This is a genomic window from Parafrankia discariae (assembly GCF_000373365.1).
Classification (GTDB): domain Bacteria; phylum Actinomycetota; class Actinomycetes; order Frankiales; family Frankiaceae; genus Parafrankia; species Parafrankia discariae.
The window spans coordinates 47952-72119 of sequence record NZ_KB891263.1; the positions used below are offsets into that span (position 1 = coordinate 47952).

Consider the following 24168-nt stretch of genomic DNA (forward strand, 5'->3'; position numbering starts at 1 on the left):
CTGGTCAGCCCGCGGAGTTCCGGGGTGTCGGCATCGGCATCGGTCGGGTGCCCTCGAAGCCGCGGCCATGGGTGGCGGGCGGTGCGCCGAGCAGGTCGATGACGGTGCTGGGTGACTGGCTGGGGATGGTGGCGATGTGGGTGCGCCAGTGGGTTTCGGCGGCGTCGGTGTCGTGGCGGGCGATGAGGTCGAGGAGGTGGGTGTGGTCGTGGTGGTTGTGGGGGGTGGTGTGGGTGGGGAGGGTGGTGTGGGTGTCGAGGATGTGGCGGAGCATGCCGGCGATCATGGTGAGGGTCTGGTTGCCGGCGTGTTCGAGGAGTTGGTGGTGGAAGTGGGTGGGGTCGGGGTGGGTGAGGGCGGTGTGCAGGGTGGTGAGGGTGGTGTCGGTGTGGTGGGTGGCGAGGAGTCGGACGGCGGCGGGTTCGAGCAGGGTGTGGGCGGTGTGGACGTCGGCGAGGGTGGTGTGGCGGTGTTCGAGGACGAGGCCGGCGTAGCGGGCGGCGACCTGGCCGTCGGGGGTGTGGACGCGGGCGCCGCCGTGGGCGCCTCGGCGGACGGAGATGAGGGCTTCGGATTCGAGGACGCGGAAGGCTTCGCGCAGGGTGGGTCGGGAGACGCCGAACTGTTCCATGAGGACGGCTTCGGGGGGTAGGGCGTCGCCTTCGACGAGCTCACCACGGACGATCTGGCGGCGGAGCTGGGCCGCGACGAGTTCGGCGGTCTTGGGCACGCGGACCTGCTGACCGACCTTGTTCTCGGGGAGCAGGGGGATCCGCGGTGGGCCGGCTGATCCGGCGCCGGATCCGTCGGGTCCGGTCGTGGTGGCGCCCTCGCCGCCGCGCCGGGGCACCCGCAGCGCGTGCCCGTTCCGAGACGGGCTCACATTTGCCGGATTCAGTAACGCCATGGTGATGGTCCCCCAGTTCCTCGAGCTGCCGGTGCCCGCTCCTGTCGCGGCCGGCGGCGTCCGTGTCGCCGTTGTGCGCGCTCGTCGTCGGCGGTCGGCTCCGCCGGGCGGAGCCGTCGGTGCCCGTCGCCGCGCCGTCGCCCAACTTCGACTACAAGGCGTGCTTGTGAAGTTGCATTGTGACATCGGATGGACTGCCTGGTTGGGCTGCGCGGAATCAGACCACGGTGTAAACCAAAGCTGGCTTGGCGTAATGCGGCGGCATGGTTACTCAAAGTGCTGAAGTGAGGATGCTCAGACCTTGCCGTCGCCGTGCCGGCGAGAGCCCGGTCAGGCGCCGGATCTGCGTGTTCTCCGGTTGTGGCGGTGCGATCCGGGGCCGGGGTGGACTCCCGCGGCCCACGCGCGGGACCGGCTCGCGATCACGCTCGGTCGCCTTCGCCGGCCGGTCGACATTTACGGAGACCACGGCGAGCCGCGGCGGTCGCCGGCCGCGGGTGGCCCCGATCACGCGGGTGGCCCCCCTGGCCCGCGGGTGGCCCCGTGGCTCGTGGGTGGCCCCGTGGCCCGCGGGCGGCCCCGGACATGAGGATGGCCCGGCGCCGCGGTCGGGTGGACCGCGAGGCCGGGCCTCGATGAATCAGCTGGGGGGGATGACGGGCCGGCGGCCCGGGTGGCTCAGGCGGTGGCCGGTACCTGCTCGTGGCTCTCGATCGTCACGGCCACCGCGTGCACGACCGAGGCGATCCGGATCGCGTCCTGGATGACTTCCCGAGGCACCCCGCGCTCACGCAGCTCGTGCTCGTGGGCGGTCAGGCACATGCCGCAGCCGTTCACCGCCGACGCCGCCAGCGACCAGAGCTCGAAGTCGACCTTGTCGACGCCGGGGTTGGCGATGGCGTTCATCCGCAGCCCGGCGCGCAGCCTGGAGTACTCCTTGTCCTCCAGCAGGTGCAGCGTCCGGTAGTACACGTTGTTCATCGCCATCAGCGCGGCGGCCGTACGAGCCGCCTTGGCGGCCTCGGGGCTGAGATGCTCCAGCGCCTCGGTCTCGAGCTCGGTCAGGGTGGTCGCGCCGCGGCTGGCGATCGCCGACGTCAGGACGGTGCCCCACAGCTGCTGGGGGTTCAGCTGCGACTGGGAGGTCACCGAGCCGAGGTTGAGGCGTAGGTCCTTGGCGTAGTCGGGAAGCAGCTCCCGCAGCCGGGCGACTCCCATCAGGCCGCGACCTCCGCCGGGGCCGGCGCCGCGGCACCCAGGGTGGCCTCGCCCTTCTGCCAGTTGCACGGGCACAGCTCGTCGGTCTGCAGCGCGTCGAGCACCCGCAGCACCTCGGCCGGGTTCCGGCCGACGCTGCCGGCGGTGACCATGACGAACTGGATGACGCCGTCCGGGTCGATGACGAAGGTCGCCCGCTGCGCCACACCGTCGTCGCCGAGCACCCCGGCGGCCGCGGTGAGCTCGCGCTTGATGTCCGCCAGCATCGGGAACGGGAGCTCGCGCAGGTCGGAGTGGTTCTGCCGCCACGCGAGGTGGACGTACTCGCTGTCCGTGGAGACGCCGAGGACCTGCGCGTCGCGGTCGGCGAACTCGGAGTTGAGCCGGCCGAAGGCGGCGATCTCGGTCGGACACACGAAGGTGAAGTCCTTCGGCCAGAAGAACACGACCCGCCACTGCCCGGTGCGGCTGGTGGAGGTCTCCTGGACGAACGCGGTGTCGGGGTCGCTGGACACGACGCCGGTCAGGTCGTAGGCGGGGAACACGTCGCCGACGGTCAGCACCTGGACGATCTCCTCTCGGTGCGCCCCGGGGTGGGGCGACGGGCTCCACTCTTACGATCGGCGACTCAGAAGAGAAATCGAAAGATTCGGCAAGTCTGATAGCTTCTCCCTATGGCTCAACCTCAGCCAACGCTCGCTCAGCTACGGGCCCTCGTGGGTGTCGCGGATCACCGGCACTTCGGTCGGGCCGCGACCTCGCTGCACGTCAGCCAGCCGACCCTGTCGAGCGCGATCGCCGCGCTGGAACGCACCCTGGGCATCCAGCTGGTCGAGCGGACGACCCGCAGCGTGCTGCTGACGCCGGTGGGGGAGGAGATCGTCCAGCGGGCGCGCGGGGTGCTCGGCGCCGTCGACGACATCGCCCAGCTCGCGATGCGCGCGCGGGCACCGCTGTCGGGCGACATCCGGCTCGGCGTGATCCCCACGGTGGCGCCCTACCTGCTGCCGCGGCTGCTGCCGTCGCTACGGGCCCGCCGGCCGGACGCCCGGCTGCGGCTGCGCGAGGCGCAGACGTCCGCGCTGCTGGAGGAGTTGCGCGGCGGCTCGCTGGACCTGGCGCTGCTCGCCCTGCCGACGGACGAGCCCGGGGTGGCCGAGCTGCCGCTCTACGACGAGGACTTCGTGCTCGTGATGCCCGTCGATCATCCGATGGCCGGCGGCGCCGCGCTGCCGGTGTCCTCCCTGTGCGGGCGGGATCTGCTCCTGCTGGAGGACGGGCACTGCTTCCGGGCGCAGGCCCTGGACGTCTGCCGCGAGGCCGGGGCACGCGAGCGCAGCGCGCTGCGCGCGGCGAGCCTGTCCACGATCGTGCAGATGGTCGCCGGCGGCCTGGGGCTGACGCTGATCCCGGCGGCGGCGGTGGGCGTCGAGGTGGGGGAGGGGCGCGGCCTGGCGACGGCGACCTTCCGCGACCCGGCGCCGCGCCGGCGCATCGGACTGGCCTACCGGACGACCTCGGCCCGGGTGGCGGACTGGACCCTGCTCGCGGCCGAGATCCGGGAGGCGCTGCCCGGCACCGGCCTGGAGGTGACACCGGTGCCCGCGCCCGAGCGGGTACCGGTCCCGGTCGGCTGATCCGGCCCCAACCGGGCCGGGAAACGTCGCGCCCTCGGTGCCCGAATACCGTTTCCGTGGTCCCGGGCCGTCGCCGCGACGGTAAATCGACGCGTGTTTGCGTGGGCGGCGGCTATTCGTCGGAATCGTCGCGCGTACCAGCACGCTGCCGGCCCGGCCGACGCCAGCCGACGCCGGCCGGGCCGCGTCGTCCGGTATCCCGAAACGGGTCGGTGGCCCCGCGTCCGCGCGCCCTGGCGATCCGTGGCCGGCCGGTGGCCGACCCGTACGGTGCTCCGTGCGGTGCCCGATGAGCTGCTTGCGGCTGATCCGTTCTGCCGCCCGCGAGGATGGAACGTGTGCGCCGCGACCCCGGCGGAACCGTCGCGCGGAGTCCGGCCGGGTGCGTCCCCAGGCGCCCGGAACATGCGCCGCGAGCAGGCAGGACGTGATGTCCATGGGTGTTTCATCACGGTTTTAACAGGTTCCCCGTGGGTACCACTAGCATGCTGGTCCGGGTGGACGCGTGCTCCGGCCGGCGCGCAGGGCGTTGCCCGCTCCCGGCTCCGGCCGTGTGAGCGGTGGCCGTCGCGGACTCGGCCCGCATGGAACCGCCATGCGTGGCGGACCGCGCAGGATGAGGTTCGGAGCCGACGTGAACATCGAGGACGGCGGCGCGGCCGCGGCGCGGGCGATTTCCGCGCCGGGCGCGGCACCATCGGAGACCGCTCCCGAAGAATTCCGATTCACGGCGACCTGTGACAGACTCAGGACATATCGCCGTGACCCCTCGGCCCTGTACGACAGTGACAGAGTGTAGGTATTCATGAGCGACGCGCGGATCGCGGCCGTCGGTGTTGAAGAAGAATTCCACATTCTCGATCTCGCTACCAGGCAGCTGGTGCCCCGCGCGGAGGAGATCCTGCGCGGCCTCCCCGACGACCAGTACTCCCCGGAGCTGCTGCGCTCCGTGGTCGAAACCAACAGTCGGCCCTGTACGGACCTCTCCGACCTGCGGGCGGACCTGCTAGACCTGCGCCGCCGCCTCGCCGCGGTGGCCGAGCCGCTCGGCCTCGGCCCCGCCGCAGCGGGAACGGTGCCGATCGTCGACATGTCCGTCCTGGACGTCTCGCGGGACCCGCGCTACATCCAGATGACCGAGGAGTACCAGCTGCTCGCGCGCGAGCAGCTCATCTGCGGCGCCCAGGTCCACGTGGACGTCGCCGACCGTGACCTGGCGATGGCCGTCACCGCCTGGGTGGCGCCCTGGCTGCCGATGCTGCTGGCGCTCTCGGCGAGCTCGCCGTTCTGGCGCGGTTCCGACAGCGGCTACGCGAGCATGCGGACGATGGTCTGGCAGCGCTGGCCGACCGCCGGCGTGGCCGGGCCGTTCCGCACCGCCGCCGAGTACGACCAGTTGGTGGCGGACCTGGTGAAGTCCGGCGTCATCAGCGACCCGGGCATGGTCTACTTCGACGTCCGGCCGTCCGCCCACCTGCCGACCGTCGAGCTGCGCATCTGCGACGCCTGCCCGGACGTCGACAACGTCATCCTGATCGCGGGGCTGTTCCGGGCGCTGGTGTGCCGGGCGATCGAGGCGGTGGAGGCCGGCGCGCCGGCGCCGCCGCCGCGCGCCGAGCTGCTGCGCGCGGCCACCTGGCGGGCGGCCCGCTCCGGCATCGAGGGTGACCTCGTGGACCTGTCGGGCACCGGCAGCATGCCGGCCGAGGAGCTGCTGCGCCGACTGGTCACCGAGGTCCGCCCCGACCTGGAGAAGGTCGGCGACTGGGACCTGGTCCGTGACCTGGCCGAGGCGGCGGTGGGGCGGGGCAGCGCCGCGTCCCGTCAGCGGCGGGCCTTCGCCCGCCGCGGCCTGCTGACCGACGTCGCGGACCTCGTGCTGGCCGAGACCCGCGAGTCGCCGACGTCGGCGGTCCACCCGCCGGGCACCGTCGCGTCGGTGGGCGCGGCGGCCGCGCTGCCGCCGCTGCTGGACCGCTACCAGCCGTCCGGGTTCGACGAGGTCATCGCGGAGGACGGCGGCGTCCGGGCGCACTACCGCGGCGTCGTGCGCACCCTGGACCGCCTCGGCCCGGCCGTGCTCGCCGAACGCGGCGAGGCCATGCAGGCAGAGCAGATCGAGCGCGGCGTGGTGTTCCGGGTGAACGGCGAGACCGAGCAGCGCCCGTTCCCGTTCGACCTGGTTCCACGGGTCGTCACCCCGGGCGACTGGGAACGGCTGCAGGCCGGGCTCACCCAGCGGGTGCGGGCGCTGGAGGCGTTCCTGCGCGACACCTACTCGGAGCGCGCCGCGGTCGCCGACGGGGTGATCCCGGCCTGGCTGGTCAACGACTCGCCGGGGCTGCGCCACTCCGGCCGGGTCCTGTCCGGCGACGGGTCGCCACGCTCCGGCGGCATCCGGGTGACCGTGGCGGGCATCGACCTCGTCCGCGGCGCCGACGGCAAGTGGCTCGTGCTGGAGGACAACCTGCGGGTGCCCTCCGGGATCGCCTACGCGGTCGAGGGCCGGCGGCTGACCCGTTCGGCGCTGCCCGAGCTCAACCCGCCCGGGGCCATCCTGGGCGTGGACGCGGTGCCGGCGCTGCTGCACGAGGCGCTGGTCGCCGCGGCCCCGCCGGCGGTGCGCGGGGAGCCCGCCGTCGCCGTCCTGACCGTCGGCGAGGAGGACTCCGCCTACTACGAGCACACCTTCCTCGCCGAGGAGATGGGGGTGCCGCTGCTGACCCCGGCCGACATCCTGGTCGACGACGACGACGTGCTCTACGCCGTCGACGGCGGGCGGCGCCGCCGGATCGACGTCCTCTACCGGCGGGTGGACGAGGACGAGCTGACCGGGCTGCCGGGCGCCGACGGGCTGCCGCTGGGCCCCGGGCTGCTGCGCGCGGTGCGGGCCGGCACGCTCGCGCTGGCGAACGCGCTGGGCAACGGGGTCGCCGACGACAAGGTCGTCTACGCCTACGTCTCCAGGATGATCACTTACTACCTGGGTGAGCAGCCGCTGCTCGACGACGTCCCGACCTACGTCTGCGGTGACCAGGAGCAGTGCTCGCACGTCCTGGAGCATCTCGAGCAGCTCGTCGTGAAGCCGGTGGTGGACGGCTACGGCGGTTCCGGGGTGGTGATCGGCCCGCAGGCCGAGCCGTTCGAGCTGACCGAGGTCCGCGAGCGGATCCTGGCCGACCCGCGCGGCTGGATCGGCCAGGAGATGGTCGCGCTGTCGACCCATCCCACCTGGGTCGACGGTGAGCTCCAGCCGTGCGCGGTCGATCTGCGGGCCTTCGTCTACGCCGGTCGCGAGACCGCCGTGGTCGCCCCGGCGGCTCTGAGTCGGGTCGCGCCGCCGGGCAGCCTGATCGTCAACTCGTCCCGGGGTGGCGGGTCGAAGGACACCTGGCTGCTGCGTCCCTGAGCGTCCCCGACGGCCGGCGGTCCCCTGGGCCCGCCGGCCGTCGGCGTGCGCGTGAACGGTCGCGCACCGCAACACCCTTGTCATTGTGGTGAAACCTGGGCCGTCGAATGTGGTCCTCGGCATCGCACCGCGCCACCCGCCGTCATCGCGGGGCACCCGCCCCGACGGTCCCGGCGGGTCCCCGGAACCGGGTGGGCGGACGTCGTCGAGGAGGGGAAGAACGGCCGTCCGACCAACCGATCGACGGGAGCTGGACTATGTGCGGGTTGAGCGGGGAGCTGAGGTTCGACGGCCGGGAGGCGGACGTCGCCGCGGTGGGGCGGATGACCGCCGCGATGGAGGCCCGGGGCCCGGACGGGGTCGGCCTGTGGGCCACCGGCCCGGTGGCGTTCGGCCACCGCCGACTGAAGATCATCGATCTGTCGGAGCGGGGCGCCCAGCCCATGGTCGACACCGCGCTCGGCCTCACCGCGGTGTTCAACGGCTGCATCTACAACTACCAGGAGCTGCGCGACCGGCTCGTCGACGCCGGCTACCGCTTCTTCTCCACCTCCGACACCGAGGTGATCCTCAAGGCCTACCACCACTGGGGTCCCCGGTGCGTCGACCACTTCGCCGGCATGTTCGCCTTCGCCGTGTACGAGCGTGACACCGGCCGGCTCGTCCTCGTCCGCGACCGGCTCGGGATCAAGCCGCTCTACGTGGCCCGCGACCCGCACCGGCTGCGCTTCGCCTCCAGCCTGCCGGCCCTGCTCGCCGGCGGCGGGGTGTCCTCCGACATCGACCTGGTCGCCTTCCACCACTACCTGTCGTTCCACTCGGTGGTCCCGCCGCCGCACACGATCCTGGCCGGCGTGCGCAAGCTGCCGCAGGCCACCATCCGGACCGTCGAGGCGGACGGCACCACCCGCGACGAGGTCTACTGGCGGCCCGACTTCACCCGCCAGGCCGACCACGCCTCCTGGACGGCGGACGACTGGCGGGACGCGATCGGCGAGCGGCTGCGCACCGCCGTGCGCCGGCGCATGGTCGCCGACGTCCCCGTCGGGGTGCTGCTCTCCGGCGGTCTGGACTCCAGCCTCATCGTCGCGCTGCTCGCCGAGGCCGGGCAGCGCGACCTGGCCACGTTCAGCGTCGGCTTCGAGGCCGCCGGCGGCGAGTCCGGCGACGAGTTCCACTACTCGGACATCATCGCCCGGCGCTTCGGCACCGACCACCACCAGATCCGCGTCCCCGGCGACCGGCTGCTGCCGGCGATCGACGCGGCCGTCGCCGCGATGAGCGAGCCGATGGTCAGCCACGACTGCGTCGCGTTCTACCTGCTCTCGCAGGAGGTGGCCCGGCACGTCAAGGTCGTGCAGTCCGGCCAGGGCGCCGACGAGGTCTTCGCCGGCTACTCCTGGTACCCGCCGCTGGCGAGCGTCCCGCGCGGCGACGCCGTCGACGCCTACCTGCGGGTGTTCGCCGACCGGCCGCACTCCGAGCTGCCGGCGATGGTCGAGCCGCACCACCTCACCGAGGGCGATGCCAGCCGGCACTTCGTCGCCGAGCGGTTCGCCGAGCCCGGCGCGCAGACCTCGGTCGACGCCGCGCTGCGCATCGACTCCACGGTGATGCTGGTCGACGACCCGGTGAAGCGGGTCGACAACATGACGATGGCGGCCGGCCTGGAGGCCCGCACCCCCTTCCTCGACCACGAGCTCGTCGAGCTCGCCGCCGCGTGCCCGCCCGAGCTGAAGCTCGCCTCCGGTGGCAAGGGCGTGCTCAAGGACCTCAGCCGGCCGCTGATGCCGGCGGACGTCATCGACCGGCCGAAGGGCTACTTCCCGGTGCCGGCGATCCGCCACCTCGACGGCCCGTTCCTGGCCCGGGTCGCCGACGCGCTGACCGACCCGGTCGCCCGGGGCCGCGGGCTGTTCCGCAAGGACTGGGTCGACGAGATGCTCGCCGACCCGAACTCGAACCGCACGACGCTCGGGGCGAACGCGCTCTGGCAGGCCGCCCTGCTCGAGATGTGGCTGCAGACACAGGGGGTGTGATTGACATCCTCCCCGCTCTGAGGGGCGGGGATTTCAATTAATTTCACACAACGACCAGAGGAGGTGTGGTTAGTTGAGGTTCACGGTTCACGGGCTTCGGCAATCCGATGCCTCCCCGCGCGGTCACGGCGTGCCCCGCCGCGATGTTCCTGGCCGCGTTCGCGTCGGCGACATGCCCGCAGGCAGAACAGAGCTGGGAGGTGTACGCGGCGGGTTTTTTCTCGACCCGGCCGGGCGCCTTGTCCTCAAGGCGCTTTACCGGCAGGCCCCACCCGTTCGCCGGGATCGCCCGGTTCGGGCCTGCTTTCTGTCGGACGTTCCTGCCCGGCCCGGTCCCTGGTGACCCGGTGCCGGTCCGCGTCGCGGCGTCCACCATGCCTGCTGTTCTACGGCAAGATTCCACACAAACCGCGCATGGTGGCAGTGGGATTCCAGTACGGCAGCCTGTTCGGGTGCTGGGTAAAGCCGGAACCGGGACAGGTCGCATTCTACCGAAAGGATACGAACATGCGTTCTGACGTGGGACGGCGTTTCCGCCCCGGTATGAAGGTCCGGGTCGCCACACCGCAAACCCGATGATCCGTCCGGTCGAGTCGGTTCTCACCGGCTTCCCGCCCCAAACCGTCGCGGCGCGGTGTGAGACCACCGCGGCACCAGCCGGTGCGCTGCCGGCTGGTGCCGTCCCGGTCCAACCGGTGGACTCGCCGATCCTGGGAGCGGTGGAGTCGTCGCCCCCGGCCCCGCGGGACCTGGTGGACGAGTGGGCCGCGCCGCCGAGTGTGCGCGGGCCCGCACCCGGCCCGGACGGCTCGATCGCCTTCGTCGGGGACGCCACCGGCCGGCCGGCCCTGTGGGTCCGCGCGGCCGACGGGACGGAACGGGTCCTCGACACCGGCCCGGCGCACGTCCGGGCGGCGCTGTGGTCCCCGGACGGCGCCTGGATCGCGATCACCGTCGCCCCGGGCGGCGGAGAGCACACCGAGGTCCACCTCGTCCGCCCGGACGGCACGGTCCGCCCGGACGGCACGGTCCGCCCGGACGGCACGGCGACGCACCGGCTGGCCGGTGGCGTCCGGCCCGGCACGGCGGGAGCCGTGGAGGCGTGCGCGGCCACGGCCTCCCGGTGGGCGGCGGGCGGGCGGCTGCTCGTGGTCACCGAGTCCGCCCGCTCCGGGCTGACCCACGTGGTCGCCGTCGACCCGGCCGGGCACCGCCGCCACCTCGCCGTGGGACTGGCCCTGCAGGTCTGCGCTGTCCACGAGACCGCCGACCGGTGGCTGCTGCTCCTGCGGGAGGGCCCGCGCGGCGCCCGGCGCGTGCTGGTGGCCCGGGTCGACGCGCCCGACCCGCTGGGACCGGGCGCAGCCCCGCTCGAGGCGTTCCCGCTCAACGACGAGATGACCAGCGGACTGGCCGCGGGGGCGGTCGGCGGCGGGACCGCCGGCGGGGTCGCGGTCGAGGCGTTCGAGGTCGCGGGCGGCACCGCCACGGCCGTCTCGGGCACGTTCGCCGCGGACGCCTCCCGCGCCCTGCTCGCCTGCGACCTCGGCCGCGACCGGGTGGGCCTGCTCGAGGTGCTCCTCGACCCGGCCGGCCGGCCGGGGCCGACCCGGCTGCTCGCCGGCCGCGCCGACGCGGACCTCGAGCGCCTGCTGCTCCTCGACCCGGCCACGGCCGTGCTCGGCTGGAACGTCGGCGGGCGCACCGAGCTCGCCGTCCACAGCCTGGCCGACGGGACGTCGCGCCCCCTGCCGTCGTTGCCCCGCGAGGTGGTCACCGGCCTGCTCCCCGGCCCCGACGGGGCGGGCCTGCTCCTGGCACTGGACGGCTCCACCGCCCCCGGCGAGGTGTGGACCTGCGACCTGACCGACGCCTCGGCGGGCACGGCGGGCACGGCGGGCGGCGGCGGGCCGGCCTACCGCTGCCTGATCTCGCACACGCCGACGGCGTACCCCACCGTCGAGATCACGGATGTCGCCACGAACGGCCCGGAGGACGTGGGCTACCGGTTCGTCCGCCCGGTCGCGCGCCGCTTCCTCGCCCACGACGGGCTGGAGCTCACCGGCTGGTGGTACCGCCCGCGGGTGGGCCCGGGGCCGGTGCCCACTCTGCTCTACTTCCACGGCGGACCGGAGGCGCAGGAGCGCCCGGTCCTCAACCCGCTCTTCCACGCGCTGCTCGCCCGCGGCATCGCCGTGTTCGCGCCGAACGTGCGCGGCTCCACCGGGTTCGGCCGCTCGTTCGAGGAGGCCGACCACCTGGCCGGCCGCTTCGCCGGGATCGCCGACGTCGCGAGCGCCGTGAACCACCTGGTCACCGAGGGCCTGGCCGCGCCGGGCCACATCGGCGTGGCCGGCCGCTCCTACGGCGGCTACCTGACGCTGGCCGCGCTGGTCCGCCACCCCGAGCTGTTCGCCGTCGGCGTCGACGTGTGCGGGATGGCCGACCTGGAGACCTTCTACCGGCACACCGAACCGTGGATCGCGGCTCCGGCGGTCACCAAGTACGGCGACCCGGCCACCGACCGCGACCTGCTGCGCGCGCTGTCGCCGCTGCACCGGATGGACGCGCTCGCGGCCCCGCTGCTGGTCGTGCACGGGGCCAACGACACCAACGTCCCCGTGTGCGAGGCCGAGCAGACCGTCGCGGCGGCCCGGGCCCGCGGGATCCCGTGTGAGTACCTGCTCTTCGAGGGGGAGGGCCACGAGGTCGCCGAGCGCGCGAACCGGCTGGTGTTCGTCCGCACCGTGGTGGAGTTCGTCGCGGGCCGGCTGACCGGCGCGCGGACGCCGGCGGACCACCTCGGCGAGGCCGGACTGCCGGTCGCGGCCGGGCGACCGGTCGAGGTCGGCTGACCGGACGGGAGCCGTCGGACCGGTCGCGCCCGCGACGGTCAGCGGGCGGTCAGCGGCGGGCGGATGGGCCGGTGGGGTGGTCCGCCCGCGCGCGTTCCAGCAGCAGCAGCTCGCCGGCCTCCTCGTCGTGCGCCCGGCCGATCACCGACAGGCCCAGCCGGCGCGCGACGCCGACCGACGCGTCGTGCGCCGGCGGGACGACGGCGAGCACCCGCCGGACCCGCGGGTCCTCGAACACCCAGTCGAGCAGCAGCCGCCCGCCCTCGACCGCGTACCCGCGCCCAACGAACTCGGGGTAGGTGGCGTACCCGAACTCGACGGTGCCGTCCGCGTCGGGCGGGCCGGACAGCGCCGGCGACCCGACCGCGGCCCCGGTGGCGCGGTCGACGGCGAGCCAGGCCCACCAGCCCAGCTCGGCCGGGCTGGCGGCCAGGCGGTCGCGCATCCGGGAGAGGGCGCCCTCCTCCAACGGGGGAGCCGCCAGCGGATCGGGGAAGACCGCCCCGGTGGCCCGCTGCGCGCCCGCGCGGTCGCCGCCGAGCAGCGCTCCCAGCGCCTCGACAGTCAGCGGCCGCAGGCACAGCCGCGGACCGTTCAGCGCCGGGCCACCCGCGCCGGGACGGGGCGGCTCGGGACAGTGGGGGTCGGGACGGGGTGGGTCAGCCGGCGACAACGCTGCTCCTGAAGGCATCCTGTAGGTCTCTCTGTGTACGCCCGCCCGGTGGGCGGGCCCGCGCGACCGGCGCCGATCTCCCGGTCGCGCTGGGGACCCTAGCCGGGGGGTCCGACAGTTCGCGAGGTGTTTTCGGCCCGGGTGGCGGGCCCGGGCCGCCGGACGGGCGCCGCGTCCCGGGCGCCACGCCCGGCGTGATGTATGTCATCCGCACCTGGCGTCCGCCTATGCCCGTCCACACATCCCTGTCCACACGTCACGCCATCGAGCTGTAACAATGCGTAATGTGAAGATAGAGGAGCTGGAGGCCGAACGCACCTGGCTGGCTTTCGATCCCATGCGGCAGCTGCGTCCTCATCTGACCTCGACCGGGTTCGTCAAGCTGGTGAACGAGGTGCAGCGTCCGCAGGGATACCGCCTGGTGGGGTCGTGGGACGGCGAGACCGGGAGGGTCGTGGCGGCCGTCGGCTTCCGGGAGAGCAGCTCGCTCGCCTACGGGCGGCACCTGCTCGTGGACGACCTGACGACGATGCCCGGGATGCGGGGGCGCGGGCACGCCACCCGGCTGCTCGCCTGGGTCGAACGGGAGGCGAAGCGCCTGGGCTGTGCCCAGATCCACCTGGACGCCGGCACGCACCGCCACGAGGCCCACCGCCTCTATCTGCGCAGCGGCTACATCATCCCGTCGTTCCACTTCGCCCGCCGGCTCTGATCGTCCCCGCCGACTCACCGACCCCGCGGCCTCGGCCACCCCGTCCCGTTCCGCTCGTTCGCCCGCCGGCGCCGACCGCGCCCCCCCAGTCGCGTGATCATCACGGCTGGAGGTGCGGTTAGCCCCCGGACGAACTGACGGGCCAGCTCGGTCGCCGGGCCGGGCACCGGCGATCTACCGTCGGCACGGACGGTCCTGACCCGTCGTCGGGCCCGGGCCCGCCGGGCGGATGCGGCAGTGGACGGAGCAGAGGTGAGCGAGGTACAGGTCGGCGCGTCGGCGGCACCGACGCCGGACGGACTGCCGGGACGGCCGGACCAGCCGGCCGCCCCGCCGCCCGGCGCGGTGGCGCCTGGAACAGTGACGCCCGGAACGACGGAGCCCGGGACTGCGCCGCCCGGGACGACGGAGCCTGGGGCAGCGGTGTCCGGGACGACGGAGCCCGGGACGACGGCGTCCGGGGCGGCACGCGGGGTGCGCCGTGCGATCGTGGGTGCCGCGCGGGCGACCTACGGGTCGGCAGGCTGGACCGCCACCATCTTCGTCGCCCAGTCGGCGGTGATCGCCACCGTGGCCTTCGTCGTGGTTCTCGTCGCGATCGCCGCCGGCGTCCCGATGATGTTCGTGGCGCTCCTCGGCCTGCCCCTGCTGTGGTTCGCCCTGTTCAGCGCGCGGACGGCGGCCGTCGTGGACGCCTGGCGGTTCCGGGTCGTGCTCCGCCAGCGGCTGTGGCTGCGCTCCCCGCCGGGCTCGGTGCCCCCCGGTACGCCCCCCGCCGACACCCCGAGCTGGTACCGCCGCGGCTGGCTCCGGCTGCGTGGCCGGGGGAGCTGGCTGGAGGTCCTCTACGCCCTGGTCATCCTGCCGCTGTTCGGCTGGCTGGGCGCCTGGCTGGTCTTCTCCGCGTGGGGCGGCGGCCTGTCGTTCCTGATGTTCCCGCTGTACGGGCACGCGCTCGCCGACGGCGACCGGGTGTTCGGGATGGACCTGGGCTACGGCGGCTCACTGGCGTTCCACGTGGGTGTCGGGCTGGTCGTCCTGCTCGCGGCGCCGTGGCTCGCCCGCGGGGTGGTCACCGCGCACCTGGCGCTGGCGCGGCTGGTCCTCTCCCCGCCGGGTGATCCCGAGCTGCTGGCCCGGGTGGACGACCTGGAGTCCAGCCGGGCCGGGATGGTCGCCGCGGCCGCCGCCGAGCGGCGCCGCATCGAGCGGGATCTGCACGACGGCGCCCAGCAGCGCCTCGTCGCCGTCGCGATGACCCTGGGCCGCGCCCAGGCCCGTTTCGCCGACGACCCGGACGGCGCCCACGGGCTCATCGCCGAGGCCCACGCGGAGACCAAGCGGGCGTTGGCCGAGCTGCGGGACCTGGCCCGCGGGATCCACCCGTCGGTGCTCACCGACCGCGGGCTGGACGCCGCGCTGTCCGGTCTCGCCGCGCGCTCCCCGGTGCCCGTCACCCTGGACATAACGACCACACCGCGACCGGACATCTCGACCGAGTCGGTGGCCTACTTCTTCGTCGCGGAGGCGCTGACCAACATCGCCCGCCACGCGCAGGCCCGGCACGTCCGCATCGCCGTGCGCCGGGCCGGCGACCGGCTGACGGTCGAGGTGTCCGACGACGGGCGGGGCGGGGCCAGCGAGGGCGCCGGCTCCGGCATCGCCGGCCTGCGCGACCGCGCCCGCGCCGTCGACGGAGCGTTCGAGCTCGTCAGCCCCCCCGGCGGCGGGACGACCCTGCGGATGGAGCTGCCATGCGGGGACGCGGCGTGACCGGGCCCGGCCGGCCCGGGGAGGTGGCCCGGTGAACATCATGATCGCGGAGGACTCGGTCCTGCTGCGGGAGGGGCTGACCAGGCTCCTCGAGGAGGACGGCTGCACCGTCACCGCCGCGGTCGGCGACGGCGAGGACCTGCTGCGGGCGGTCGCCCGGAACCGGCCGCGGGTGTGCGTCGTCGACGTCCGCCTGCCGCCGACCTTCACCGATGAGGGCATCCGCACCGCGCTCGTCCTGCGCCGGCAGTGGCCGGAGGTCGCGGTGCTCGTGCTGTCCCAGTACGTCGAGGAGCGCTACGCCGTCGACCTGATCGCCGGGCGGGCGCGGGGCGTCGGCTACCTGCTCAAGGACCGGGTCTCCGACGTGGCCGACTTCCGCGAGGCGCTGCACCGGATCGCCGCCGGCGGCACCGTGCTCGACCCGGAGGTCGTCGCCCAGCTGTTGCTCCGCTCGCGCCGGCGGGACCCGCTCGCCAGCCTGACCAGACGGGAGTCCGAGGTGCTGGCGCTGATGGCGCAGGGCCGGTCGAACACCGCGATCGCGGACGCGCTCGTGGTCACCGAGCGGGCGGTCGAGAAGCACGTGACCGGCATCTTCGGCAAGTTCGGTCTGGCTCCGGCCGAGGACGACCACCGCCGCGTGCTCGCCGTCCTGCGCTTCCTGGACTCCGCCGCCGGCGCCCGCGGCGAACAGCCGGCCCGTCCGGCGGGCGCGCGGGCGAGTGGGGGGCACGGCGATGTCTGAGCCGGGCCGGCGGGTGGCGCTCGCCGTCGGCGCCCTGCTCGCCGTGGTGGGTACCACCGTCTGCGGCGTGCAGACCGTCGACGAGACGTCCGGCGAGGTGCGGCGGGTGGAGCACCGGGTGTTCCCCGGCGACGTCCAGATGGTCCGGGTGTACACCAACTCCGGCCGGATCCAGATCGCCGGCGCCGCCGGGCGTGTCGTCGACGTCGAGGGCAGCCTCGCCGGGACGGTCGCCGTCCCGGCGATGTCGGCCGAGGTCCGCGACGGCGTCCTCACCCTCGACGCCGACTGCGGCGGGGGATTCTGGGACTGCGAGGCGTCGTTCGCGGTCCGCGTGCCGGCGGGCGTCCGGGTGGTCGCCGAGACGGGCTCCGGCGAGGTCGAGGCGACCGACCTGCTCTCCGCGGCGACGCTGCGCAGCGGATCCGGGACCATCCGGGTGGACGGTGCCCGCGCGGAGCTGACGATGTCGACGGCCTCGGGGAACCTGCGCGCGGTCGATGTCACCGCCACCGAGGTCGACGCGTCCACGGCGTCCGGGAACGTGCGCATCGAGCTGGCCACCGCCCCCGAGGACGTCTCCGCGCATTCGGCGTCGGGCAACGTGCGGATCACGGTGCCGGACGACGGCGCGGTGTACGCGACCGAGGTCCACACCGGGTCGGGCAACACCCTGGTCGGCGTGCGGACGGACCCGTTGGCACCGCGCCGCCTGCGCGCGTCAACCAGCTCGGGGAACGCCGAGATCGACTACGCCGATCCGGCCTGAGGCCGTCCGCATCCGGCACGGTCGGGCTGAGCTCCCGAGCGACGTCCGTCCGGCGGCGTCCCGACCGGCGTGGCCCGGGAGCGGCCGTATCGGATCGGGCCGGCTTCGGTGAAGGTCGCGACAGCGGTTAGCGCATCGTCGCTTCACCGCCGATGTCGACAGATTGCGGCGTTCGCCTCCGGTAAGGACATTGTTCTCCGCGGGTGTCGGCGCCGTTCTCATCTCCGCAGGCCACAGGGGTAGGGCGGCGCCTTCCAAGGCGATGCGCCCGCGTGCCCCGAGTGGTCTTTTGGTGCACTATGCTGGGGCAGCCGTCGGGGGGGGGCGTGGTTCCGCTCTCCTCGCGGCTGCCACGTCGCCTCGTAAGCCCAGCCCGGGCTACGGGGCTTTTTTTCTCTGAAGGAGAAAAATAGGACGTCCTGTTTGAGCGCGCACAACTTGAGTACTTTGCGTAACCGCCCCGGCACTGCTGACGCTAGATCTTTGGCGAGACGGCCAGCAGTGCCGGGGGATGATCCCACCTTGTCTGAAGGGACCACTTCCTTGGATACACCATCAACGCCTCCCGCGTCGCCATCTCCCCCACCGAGGGGCGGAAATTGGGGACCTCTGGTGATCACCGTCGTCGTCATCCTCATCGTCGTCGTTGTTGGCTGGCTGTCGCTCCGAACGCTGGCGGGCATCCTGGTGGCCGAGGCGCTCCGGACTGCGCTCACCTGTCGGCCGCGACGCCGGTCGATTCCGCCGGATGACGGTCCGGACGAAGCGCCCGACAGGTAGTCCCGTACCTTCCGGGTGCGCACGGGGCGGGGTTGTGGGGCAAATCCCGACCTGACATCGGAGCCCTTCCAGGGCCCGCTCAAGACTGCGGCGGCGCTGCCGAGACGGGGGGCGGCGGCGCCGCGGCTTCTCCGGTGCGACTTCCGGAAGCTGCTCGACCTGGGTGTCGGCCGGGAATCGCCGTGGTTCCCGGCGAAATACCTGTCAAGTATTTTGCTATTAGATGCCTAATGAAATCTTCGTTTCCGTTCCGGTCCTCCTCCGGCGCGCGGGATGATGGACGAATTTACGCCGGATACGCTGCCGCCGGGCGGCCCGTGTCGCCAGCGTGACCATGAGTCGCACGGTCACCGGGCGATCGGGTGAGGCGCGTCGTCAACCCCGTCCGCAAGGTGGTCGGACTGCCGGGGAGGTCGTCCCGTCCACCGGGAATGGCGCGGCAATTCATACCATTCATCGCACTCGGGCACCACGCGGTCACGTCGGCGGCTCCACCACCGTGCGCCGCCGGCCGGCGGCGCACGGTGGTGGACGCCCTACCGGTAGGTGATGTCGGACGCCGCGTAGCGGCAGTACGTCCCGTCCGCCCCGCTGCCCGTCTTCGTCGGCTCGGAGCCGCTGCTGTTGCCGGTGTAGCGGTCGCAGATACTGATCTTCCTGCCGCTGTCCCCGACGATGGTGATGCCGGACAGCTGCGCGGTGTCGCCGTAGTTGGTGTTGATGCCGACCAGCGTCTTGCCCGGGGCCGTCACGGTGACGCCGCGGACGATGACGTGCCGGGCGTACTGCTTCGAGCAGTTCCCGCACGACCGGTACAGCTTGCCGAAGTCCTGCACCTGGACGTTCTGAATGATCATCGTGCCGGGCCCGTTGTGCTGGAACACCTTGTCCGAGGCGCCGCGGGCCCCGCCGCCGTCGATGGTCATGGTCTGCGACGCGGACGTGCCCTTGAACGTCGCCGCGTCCTCGCCGACGTCCTCCCACCACACGTTGCGCAGTGTGCAGCTGCCCTTGCAGTGGATGCCGTCCGCGGCCGGCGACCCGATGATCACGTTCTGGACCGTCCCGCCGTCGGCCACCTCGAAGATCGGGTCCTGGCCCTCCTCCTGGCCGCCGTCGCTGACGCCGGAGTAGCGCTTGAGGCCACCGTCGAACGTTCCGGTCACCGAGATGGTGCTGTCGACGTCCACGTCCGCCGTGGCACGCGGCCAGCTCGCCGGCGGCCCCTGTGACGCGGGCGCGCCCGGGTTCGCGGAGGTCGTCGGCTCCGCGGGCGAGGCCGTGGCCGGTGCCCCGGTCGGACTCACCGGAGCGGACGGTCCCGCGCTCGGCGTGGCGCCGACCGGCGGCGCCGACGGCGTCGAGCCACCCGGCCCGGCGCTCGGCGTCCCCGCGGCCGGGGTGGTCGGGCCGGCGCTCGGCGAGGACGTCGGTGCCGGGGCGCCCCCGCCGCCCACCGGGGTGCCGTCGAACGGCTGGCACCCGGCGAACAGCGTGCCGGCCCCGAGGGCCAGCGTCGCCATCAGGACGGGCAGACCCCACCCGGCCCGCGGCCGCGCCCCGCGCGCCGGGCCGGCCGGTGCCGCCTCCCCGCTCGAGGTCGATTCACCCAGGTACGTGTGTCTGGTGCGTGTTCGGCGTGCCACCAATGTCGTCCTTTCAGCGGCGGCCACCAGCCGACCCGTCTTCGCCCCTCCTCGGTGGATGCCGCTCTCCGACGCTTCCACCAGAACTGTCGCCGTGGAGGGTCGGAAGGTTGCTCTCGGCGTCGCCACTTTCCGCACAACACAGGATGCTCACGGTCACCCGACGGGTTGGCGGAGCCCCGGGCGGTCGATCCAGGACCATCTCGATGAGTTCTCGGGTCGGGGCGGGTCTGGGGAGCGAACCGCCCGTCACGAGGAGTGCCGAAAAGGTCCGTCCCGTACCCGCCGACACCGCCGTACCCGCCGACCCCGCCACGCCGGCCGTGTCCGCCGACCCGGCCGCCGGGGAGCCAGGCCGCCGGGGGTGGGGACCGTGCCAGACTGCGGGCGTGAGCGTGGCGGCGGTGAGTCGGTGGACGGGCGCGGTGGGCCTGGCGGGGGCCGGGGTCCTCCACGCGGCCTGGGGTGCCGGGGCGAGCTGGCCGATGCCCGACCGGGCGGCGCTCGCCGATGCCGTCGTCGGCAGAGCCGCGGTGCCGGGTGGGCCGGCGGCGTCGGCCGTGCCGGGTGGGCCGGCCTCATCGGACGGTCCGGGGGCCGGCCCGTGCTTCGCCGTCGCGGGTGCGCTGGTCACGGCGGCCGCCGTCGTCGCGCACCCGCCCCGCCGCATACCGCGTCTGGACGCTCTGCACCGCGCCGGTGTCACCGGCGTCGTCGCCGTGCTCGCGGCCCGCGGGTCACTGGGGGCCGCAGGCCGGACCGATCTTGTCGCCCGGGGCTCCGTCTCCGACCGGTTCCGCCGGCTGGACCGCCGCGTCTACTCGCCGCTGTGCCTCGCCCTGGCGGGACTGTCCGCCGCCGGGGTCCTGCTCGACCGCGCGGAACCGCGGGGCTCCGGAGCGGGCCGGAAGTGATGAACACTCACGCCGGCCAGCCCTGCCGGCACGGTGCCGAGTAACCGTGGCGGTCGAGCGACAGCCCGGACCCACCTGACCGCCACACATCGCCCGGAGACAGGAGCTGGGTGCACACAAGGGCCGGCCGGCGCGAGGAAGGAGCTGGGAGGAGCAGGGGGAGGGTCAGAACCAGCCGCGGCGGGCGCCGAGGGCCTGCAGCTGCTGGTGCAGCGCGCCGGCGAGCTGGTGGCGGTCGGTGTCGTGGTGGCCGACCCGGAACCGGCTGAGCTGGTCGCCGCCGGAGGAGAGCAGCCCGCCGCGGCGGTCCGCCTCCAGGACGATGTCCATCCCGTTGCCGTCGACGAGGAAGGTCACCTCCAGCTCCTTGATCCGCCGGGCGTACTCGCCGGACGGCTTGAGTTCGATCTCCTGGTAGAAGGGCAGGTCGGAGCCGTGCAGCCGGCCCTTCTCGACGTCCGCGGTGTGGAAGTGGAAGCCCAGGTCGCCGAGCGCGGCGAGCACCGCCTCCTGCACGGGCAGCGGGTGCACCGACACCGGGTCCAGATCACCCGGGTCCAGCGCGCCGGGGATCGACAGGGTCGTCCGCACCCCGATCTTCATCCCGCGCAGGTGCCAGCCGGCGACGTCCGTGATCGGGGTCTGCCAGGGCACCGGCAGCTCGAAGCGCCCGGACTGCTCCTGCCCGGGCTGGATGACGAAGCCGCCGCCGATCTGCTGCGAACCGAAGGTCACCTGCTCGTACCAGGTGGAGTCGTCCCGCTCGACCTCGACCGTCGCCTCCAGCGCGACGAGCACCTTCTCGATCTCCTGCTCGACCTTGCCGCCCTTGATGGTGGTCAGTCCGGTCACCACCGCGCCGGGCAGTGCGTCCGGACGATCCAGCACGGTCTCCACCTCGGCGGCGCCGACCCCGAGCCGCGACATGAACCGCTTCATTCCCATCCCTCTTCCAGCCTTTCGTCCGTGAGTTCCGGTTGTCCTGTGGCGGGCGGCGCCGATCCCACAGCCGCACACTCCGCCACATAGCTGTAGCAGGTGCCCGCCGCCGCGCCGCCCCGCGTCGCCGAACAGACACCGCTTCCCCGCCGCGGGGCGTCCCACGGGGCGGGATGGTGCGCTCTGGCGGACAGCGCCGGGTTTCCGACTTTGTGTCCAGATGTGCTCCGTCCGTCCCGATGTGATCGCCGAGGAGGCGGTGACCGTGACGCCGAAGGCTCGACATGATGGATTTCTCGTCCCTCCTGGGGGACGGTTGGCCCATGGGGCGAGCAAGCACGCGACGCCGGGTCATGCGGGTGACTCTGGGGACGGAGCCGACGCTGCGGCCCGACACCGTCGTCGGGGAGGAACCGCTCGAGATCCGGGTCGGCGGCCAGCCACTGGCGGTCACGATGCGGACCCCGGGGGACGACATGGACCTCGCCGTCGGCTTCCTGATCGGTGAGGGCCTGATCGGGACCGCCGCGGACGTCGCGGGCATGCGGTACTGCGCCGCCAGCGAGGGCGCCGTCGACGACGAGGGCCGGCTGACCTACAACGTGCTGGACGTGACCCTGGCCCCCGGCGTGCCCGAGCCGGAGGTCGACCTGCGACGGAACTTCTACACCACCAGTTCGTGCGGGGTGTGCGGGCGGGCGAGCATCGACGCCGTGCGGCTGCGCGGGCGCTACGAGATCCGCGACGACCCGCTGCGCATCACCGCCGAGGTGCTCGTCGACCTGCCGGGACGGCTGCGCCGCGCGCAGCGGCTGTTCGCCACGACCGGTGGCCTGCACGCCGCCGCCCTCGCGGACGTCGACGGCGAGGTGCTGGCCGTGCGCGAGGACGTCGGCCGGCACAACGCGGTCGACAAGGTCGTCGGGTGGGCGGCGCGCGCGGGGATGGTGCCGCTGCGCGGGCTGGTGCTCCTGGTCAGCGGCCGCGCCTCGTTCGAGCTGGTCCAGAAGGCGCTGCTGGCCGGGATCCCGGTGCTCGCCGCGGTGTCGGCGCCCTCGGCGCTCGCCGTCGACCTGGCCGAGGAGTCCGGGATGACGTTGGCCGGGTTCGTCCGCGGGTCGTCGATGAACCTCTACGCCGGAACCCACCGGGTGATCCTGCCCGCGGTCGCCGCCGCCCACTGAAGATCCCGGACCGCCCCCGGTGGAAACCCGTCCCGGGATGGGATCCGGGCAGGTCGGGAGGGGACAAAGGGGATGAGGTCGCCGGGCCGTCCGAAGCACCGGATAGCATCCTCAACCGTGACCTGCATCGTCGGTGTGGAGCACGACGGACGGGTCGTGATCGGGGGAGACAGCGCCGGCGTAGCCGGCTGGTCGATCACGGTCCGGGCGGATACGAAGGTCTTCCGCAACGGCGAGTTCGTCATGGGCTTCACGGACTCGTTCCGGATGGGGCAGCTGCTTCGGTACAGCCTCGTCCCGCCCGTGCCGCACAGCTGGGACCTCGACCGCTTCATGGCCACCGAGTTCGTCTCGGTCGTCCGTGACTGCCTGCGCGACGGCGGTTTCGCCCGCAACGACGCCGGCAACGAGTCGGGCGGGCTGTTTCTCGTCGGCATCCGGGGCCAGCTGTACCGGATCGACTCGGACTACCAGATCGGCCGCACCCTCGACAACTACGACGCGGCGGGCTGCGGCGAGGAGTACGCGCGCGGGTCGCTGCACAGCACGGTGGGGGAGGAACCCGAGGAGCGGGTGCGCAAGGCCCTGGAGGCCGCCGCCCACCACTCGACCGGGGTCTGCCCGCCGTTCCACATCCTCTCCGACGACGGCTTCGACGGCGGCGGCCACGGCCCCGACGATCACGGCGGCCAGCCACTGATGTAGCCGCTGTGACCGGGGCGACCGAGGTAGGCGCCGGCCGGCGGTCAGGGGCGGCGCATCCGCTCCGCCGCGACGGCGGCCCACGAGGCGGGGCCGGTCAGCGGCCGGAAGTTCTCCGCGGCCGAGGTCAGGGCGTCGTACTCGGCGTCGGTCAGCTCGATGTCGGCGGCCGCCGCGTTGCTCTCCACCTGCGCCACGCTCGACGCGCCCGGGATCGCGACCACCGACGGATGGTGGATCACCCACGCCAGCGCGATCTGCGCCGCGCTGGCGCCGTGCGCCGCCCCGACCTCGCGCAGGGCGTCCAGCAGGGGCGTCAGCCGGGCCAGGTTCTCGGTCAGGAACAGCGGGTTCGCCATCCGCACGGCGCCGGTGGGCCGGCTCGTGACGTCGTAGCGCCCGGAGAGCAGGCCCTGCGCCAGCGGGCTGTAGGCGATGATCAGGCGCCCCTCCCGGCGGGCGTACGGCAGCAGGTCGCGCTCCGGCTCGCGGCGCACCAGACTGTACTGGACCTGGTTGGACAGGACGCGGTCACCGAGGGCGGCCTCGGCGGCGCGCCAGCGCTCGAGCGAGTAGTTGCTGACCCCGACCTCGTCGATGAGGCCGACCCGGCGCAGCGCGGCCATCCCGCGCATCGTCGTGCCGTCCCGAACGACGGGATTGGGCTGGTGCACCTGGTACAGGTCGATCGTGCGCACGCCGAGCCGGTTGGCGCTGCCGACGGCGCGCTGCTCGACGACCGGCGCCAGTGGCAGCACCGGGAAGATCTTGGTGGCGACGAAGGCCGCCTCCGGCGGCACGGCGGTCGCGGCGACCGCCGTGTCCGCACCCGGGTGCACGCCATCGCCGGGGGCGGCGGCCAGCGCCTGACCGAGGATGCGTTCACTGCGTCCGAACGCGTACATCTCAGCGGTGTCGAACAGGGTCACGCCGAGCTCGAGGGCGCGCCGGACGATCAGGGCGGCGTCGGTCTGCGCGTAGGCCGAGCCGTAGCCCCACTCCCGTGAGCCGAACTGCCAGGTGCCGAGCCCGATCTTGGAGATCTTCTTCGTGGTGGAGAGGCCAGCCGCGTAGCGCATGGGAACAGTCAACGCCAGGTACGCATCCGGGGCGAGGGCGCGGTCCGATGTGTCCCGCCGCCACCCCTCCGACCCGGGCGGGCCCGGCCAGTTCGCGCGGCCCTGCCGCCGGGAGCGCGGCCGGGCTCCTCGGTCGCGCTGTGTGTCCGCGGTCCGACAGGCCTTCAGGCGCACACAGGTTCTG

The 24168-nt window shown here is 73.5% G+C and carries 20 protein-coding genes and 1 pseudogene; 12 read left to right on the plus strand and 9 right to left on the minus strand.

The genetic code is table 11. The features are described from left to right. Nucleotides 1-4: 4 nt before the first annotated feature. The 3 genes from B056_RS0130215 to B056_RS0130225 all read right to left on the minus strand — a co-directional run bounded on the left by B056_RS0130215 (nt 5) and on the right by B056_RS0130225 (nt 2688). On the minus strand, nt 5-907 hold the full coding sequence (locus B056_RS0130215) for a FadR/GntR family transcriptional regulator (protein ID WP_035753306.1): 903 nt from the start codon (nt 905-907) through the stop codon (nt 5-7). 678 nt (nt 908-1585) lie between these two features. Next, nucleotides 1586-2125 carry a carboxymuconolactone decarboxylase family protein gene (locus tag B056_RS0130220; protein ID WP_018505584.1) on the minus strand — a complete coding sequence of 180 codons (540 nt, stop codon included), beginning with the start codon at nt 2123-2125 and terminating at the stop codon, nt 1586-1588. Next, a complete protein-coding gene (locus tag B056_RS0130225; protein WP_018505585.1) occupies nt 2125-2688 on the minus strand; it encodes a peroxiredoxin in 564 nt (187 codons plus the stop codon). Before B056_RS0130225 ends, B056_RS0130220 begins: the two co-directional genes overlap by 1 nt. Nucleotides 2689-2799: 111 nt before the next feature. On the opposite strand from B056_RS0130225, the gene B056_RS0130230 reads away from it, so the two are divergent. The 3 genes from B056_RS0130230 (at nt 2800) to B056_RS0130240 (ending at nt 9210) form a co-directional block, all read left to right on the plus strand. Next, complete coding sequence (locus B056_RS0130230; RefSeq protein ID WP_026240316.1) at nt 2800-3762, plus strand: LysR substrate-binding domain-containing protein; 963 nt, start codon at nt 2800-2802, stop codon at nt 3760-3762. Nucleotides 3763-4567: 805 nt separating this feature from the next. Continuing rightward, entirely contained in the window at nt 4568-7171 is a 2604-nt protein-coding gene (locus B056_RS0130235; RefSeq protein WP_026240317.1) for a carboxylate--amine ligase/circularly permuted type 2 ATP-grasp protein, read from the plus strand. A gap of 257 nt (nt 7172-7428) precedes the next feature. After that, nucleotides 7429-9210 carry an N-acetylglutaminylglutamine amidotransferase gene (locus B056_RS0130240; protein WP_026240318.1) on the plus strand — a complete coding sequence of 594 codons (1782 nt, stop codon included), beginning with the start codon at nt 7429-7431 and terminating at the stop codon, nt 9208-9210. Between the two features lie 43 nt (nt 9211-9253). Here B056_RS0130240 and B056_RS44995 read toward each other — a convergent pair. Next, nucleotides 9254-9571, minus strand: a pseudogene (locus B056_RS44995) (RNA-guided endonuclease TnpB family protein); the annotation flags it as partial. Beyond that, entirely contained in the window at nt 9466-9780 is a 315-nt protein-coding gene (locus B056_RS46270) for a helix-turn-helix domain-containing protein (protein ID WP_076784804.1), read from the minus strand. The gene B056_RS46270 and the pseudogene B056_RS44995, both read right to left, overlap by 106 nt. 5 nt (nt 9781-9785) lie before the next feature. On the opposite strand from B056_RS46270, the gene B056_RS0130245 reads away from it, so the two are divergent. Further along, the gene (locus B056_RS0130245) at nt 9786-12065 is read left to right on the plus strand and encodes a S9 family peptidase (RefSeq protein WP_018505589.1); all 2280 of its coding nucleotides are present in this window, start codon (nt 9786-9788) and stop codon (nt 12063-12065) included. Nucleotides 12066-12114: 49 nt separating this feature from the next. Here B056_RS0130245 and B056_RS0130250 read toward each other — a convergent pair whose 3' ends face one another. Next, the gene (locus B056_RS0130250) at nt 12115-12738 is read right to left on the minus strand and encodes a GNAT family N-acetyltransferase (protein WP_018505590.1); all 624 of its coding nucleotides are present in this window, start codon (nt 12736-12738) and stop codon (nt 12115-12117) included. 286 nt (nt 12739-13024) lie between these two features. Here B056_RS0130250 and B056_RS0130255 point away from each other — a divergent pair, with 286 nt between their 5' ends. From B056_RS0130255 to B056_RS43220, 5 genes are all read left to right on the plus strand, one after another. Continuing rightward, complete coding sequence (locus B056_RS0130255; RefSeq protein WP_018505591.1) at nt 13025-13450, plus strand: GNAT family N-acetyltransferase; 426 nt, start codon at nt 13025-13027, stop codon at nt 13448-13450. Between the two features lie 474 nt (nt 13451-13924). Beyond that, nucleotides 13925-15223: a sensor histidine kinase gene (locus B056_RS0130260; RefSeq protein ID WP_018505592.1), complete on the plus strand. Its 1299-nt coding sequence runs from the start codon at nt 13925-13927 to the stop codon at nt 15221-15223. Between the two features lie 31 nt (nt 15224-15254). After that, nucleotides 15255-15971, plus strand: a complete 717-nt coding sequence (locus B056_RS0130265) for a response regulator transcription factor (RefSeq protein WP_018505593.1) — start codon at nt 15255-15257, stop codon at nt 15969-15971. After that, on the plus strand, nt 15964-16740 hold the full coding sequence (locus B056_RS0130270) for a DUF4097 family beta strand repeat-containing protein (RefSeq protein WP_035753344.1): 777 nt from the start codon (nt 15964-15966) through the stop codon (nt 16738-16740). Before B056_RS0130265 ends, B056_RS0130270 begins: the two co-directional genes overlap by 8 nt. Before the next feature lie 612 nt (nt 16741-17352). Continuing rightward, entirely contained in the window at nt 17353-17520 is a 168-nt protein-coding gene (locus B056_RS43220; RefSeq protein ID WP_018505595.1) for a hypothetical protein, read from the plus strand. Nucleotides 17521-18056: 536 nt separating this feature from the next. Here B056_RS43220 and B056_RS0130280 read toward each other — a convergent pair. Then, a complete protein-coding gene (locus tag B056_RS0130280; RefSeq protein WP_020572795.1) occupies nt 18057-19166 on the minus strand; it encodes a pectate lyase in 1110 nt (369 codons plus the stop codon). 389 nt (nt 19167-19555) lie between these two features. Here B056_RS0130280 and B056_RS0130285 point away from each other — a divergent pair, with 389 nt between their 5' ends. Next, nucleotides 19556-20080 carry a DUF3995 domain-containing protein gene (locus tag B056_RS0130285; RefSeq protein WP_230203269.1) on the plus strand — a complete coding sequence of 175 codons (525 nt, stop codon included), beginning with the start codon at nt 19556-19558 and terminating at the stop codon, nt 20078-20080. A gap of 165 nt (nt 20081-20245) precedes the next feature. Here B056_RS0130285 and B056_RS0130290 read toward each other — a convergent pair whose 3' ends face one another. After that, a complete protein-coding gene (locus B056_RS0130290) occupies nt 20246-21025 on the minus strand; it encodes a sporulation protein (RefSeq protein ID WP_026240319.1) in 780 nt (259 codons plus the stop codon). 317 nt (nt 21026-21342) lie between these two features. Here B056_RS0130290 and fdhD point away from each other — a divergent pair, with 317 nt between their 5' ends. Next, nucleotides 21343-22203, plus strand: coding sequence for a formate dehydrogenase accessory sulfurtransferase FdhD (fdhD, locus tag B056_RS0130295; RefSeq protein ID WP_026240320.1), 861 nt, complete (start codon nt 21343-21345; stop codon nt 22201-22203). A 117-nt stretch (nt 22204-22320) separates the two neighbouring features. Beyond that, nucleotides 22321-22908, plus strand: a complete 588-nt coding sequence (locus tag B056_RS0130300; RefSeq protein ID WP_018505600.1) for an Ntn hydrolase family protein — start codon at nt 22321-22323, stop codon at nt 22906-22908. A gap of 41 nt (nt 22909-22949) precedes the next feature. On the opposite strand, the gene B056_RS0130305 is transcribed toward B056_RS0130300, so the two are convergent. After that, nucleotides 22950-23984 (minus strand): aldo/keto reductase, encoded by a 1035-nt coding sequence (locus B056_RS0130305; RefSeq protein ID WP_018505601.1) that lies wholly within the window; start codon nt 23982-23984, stop codon nt 22950-22952. Nucleotides 23985-24168: the final 184 nt, after the last annotated feature.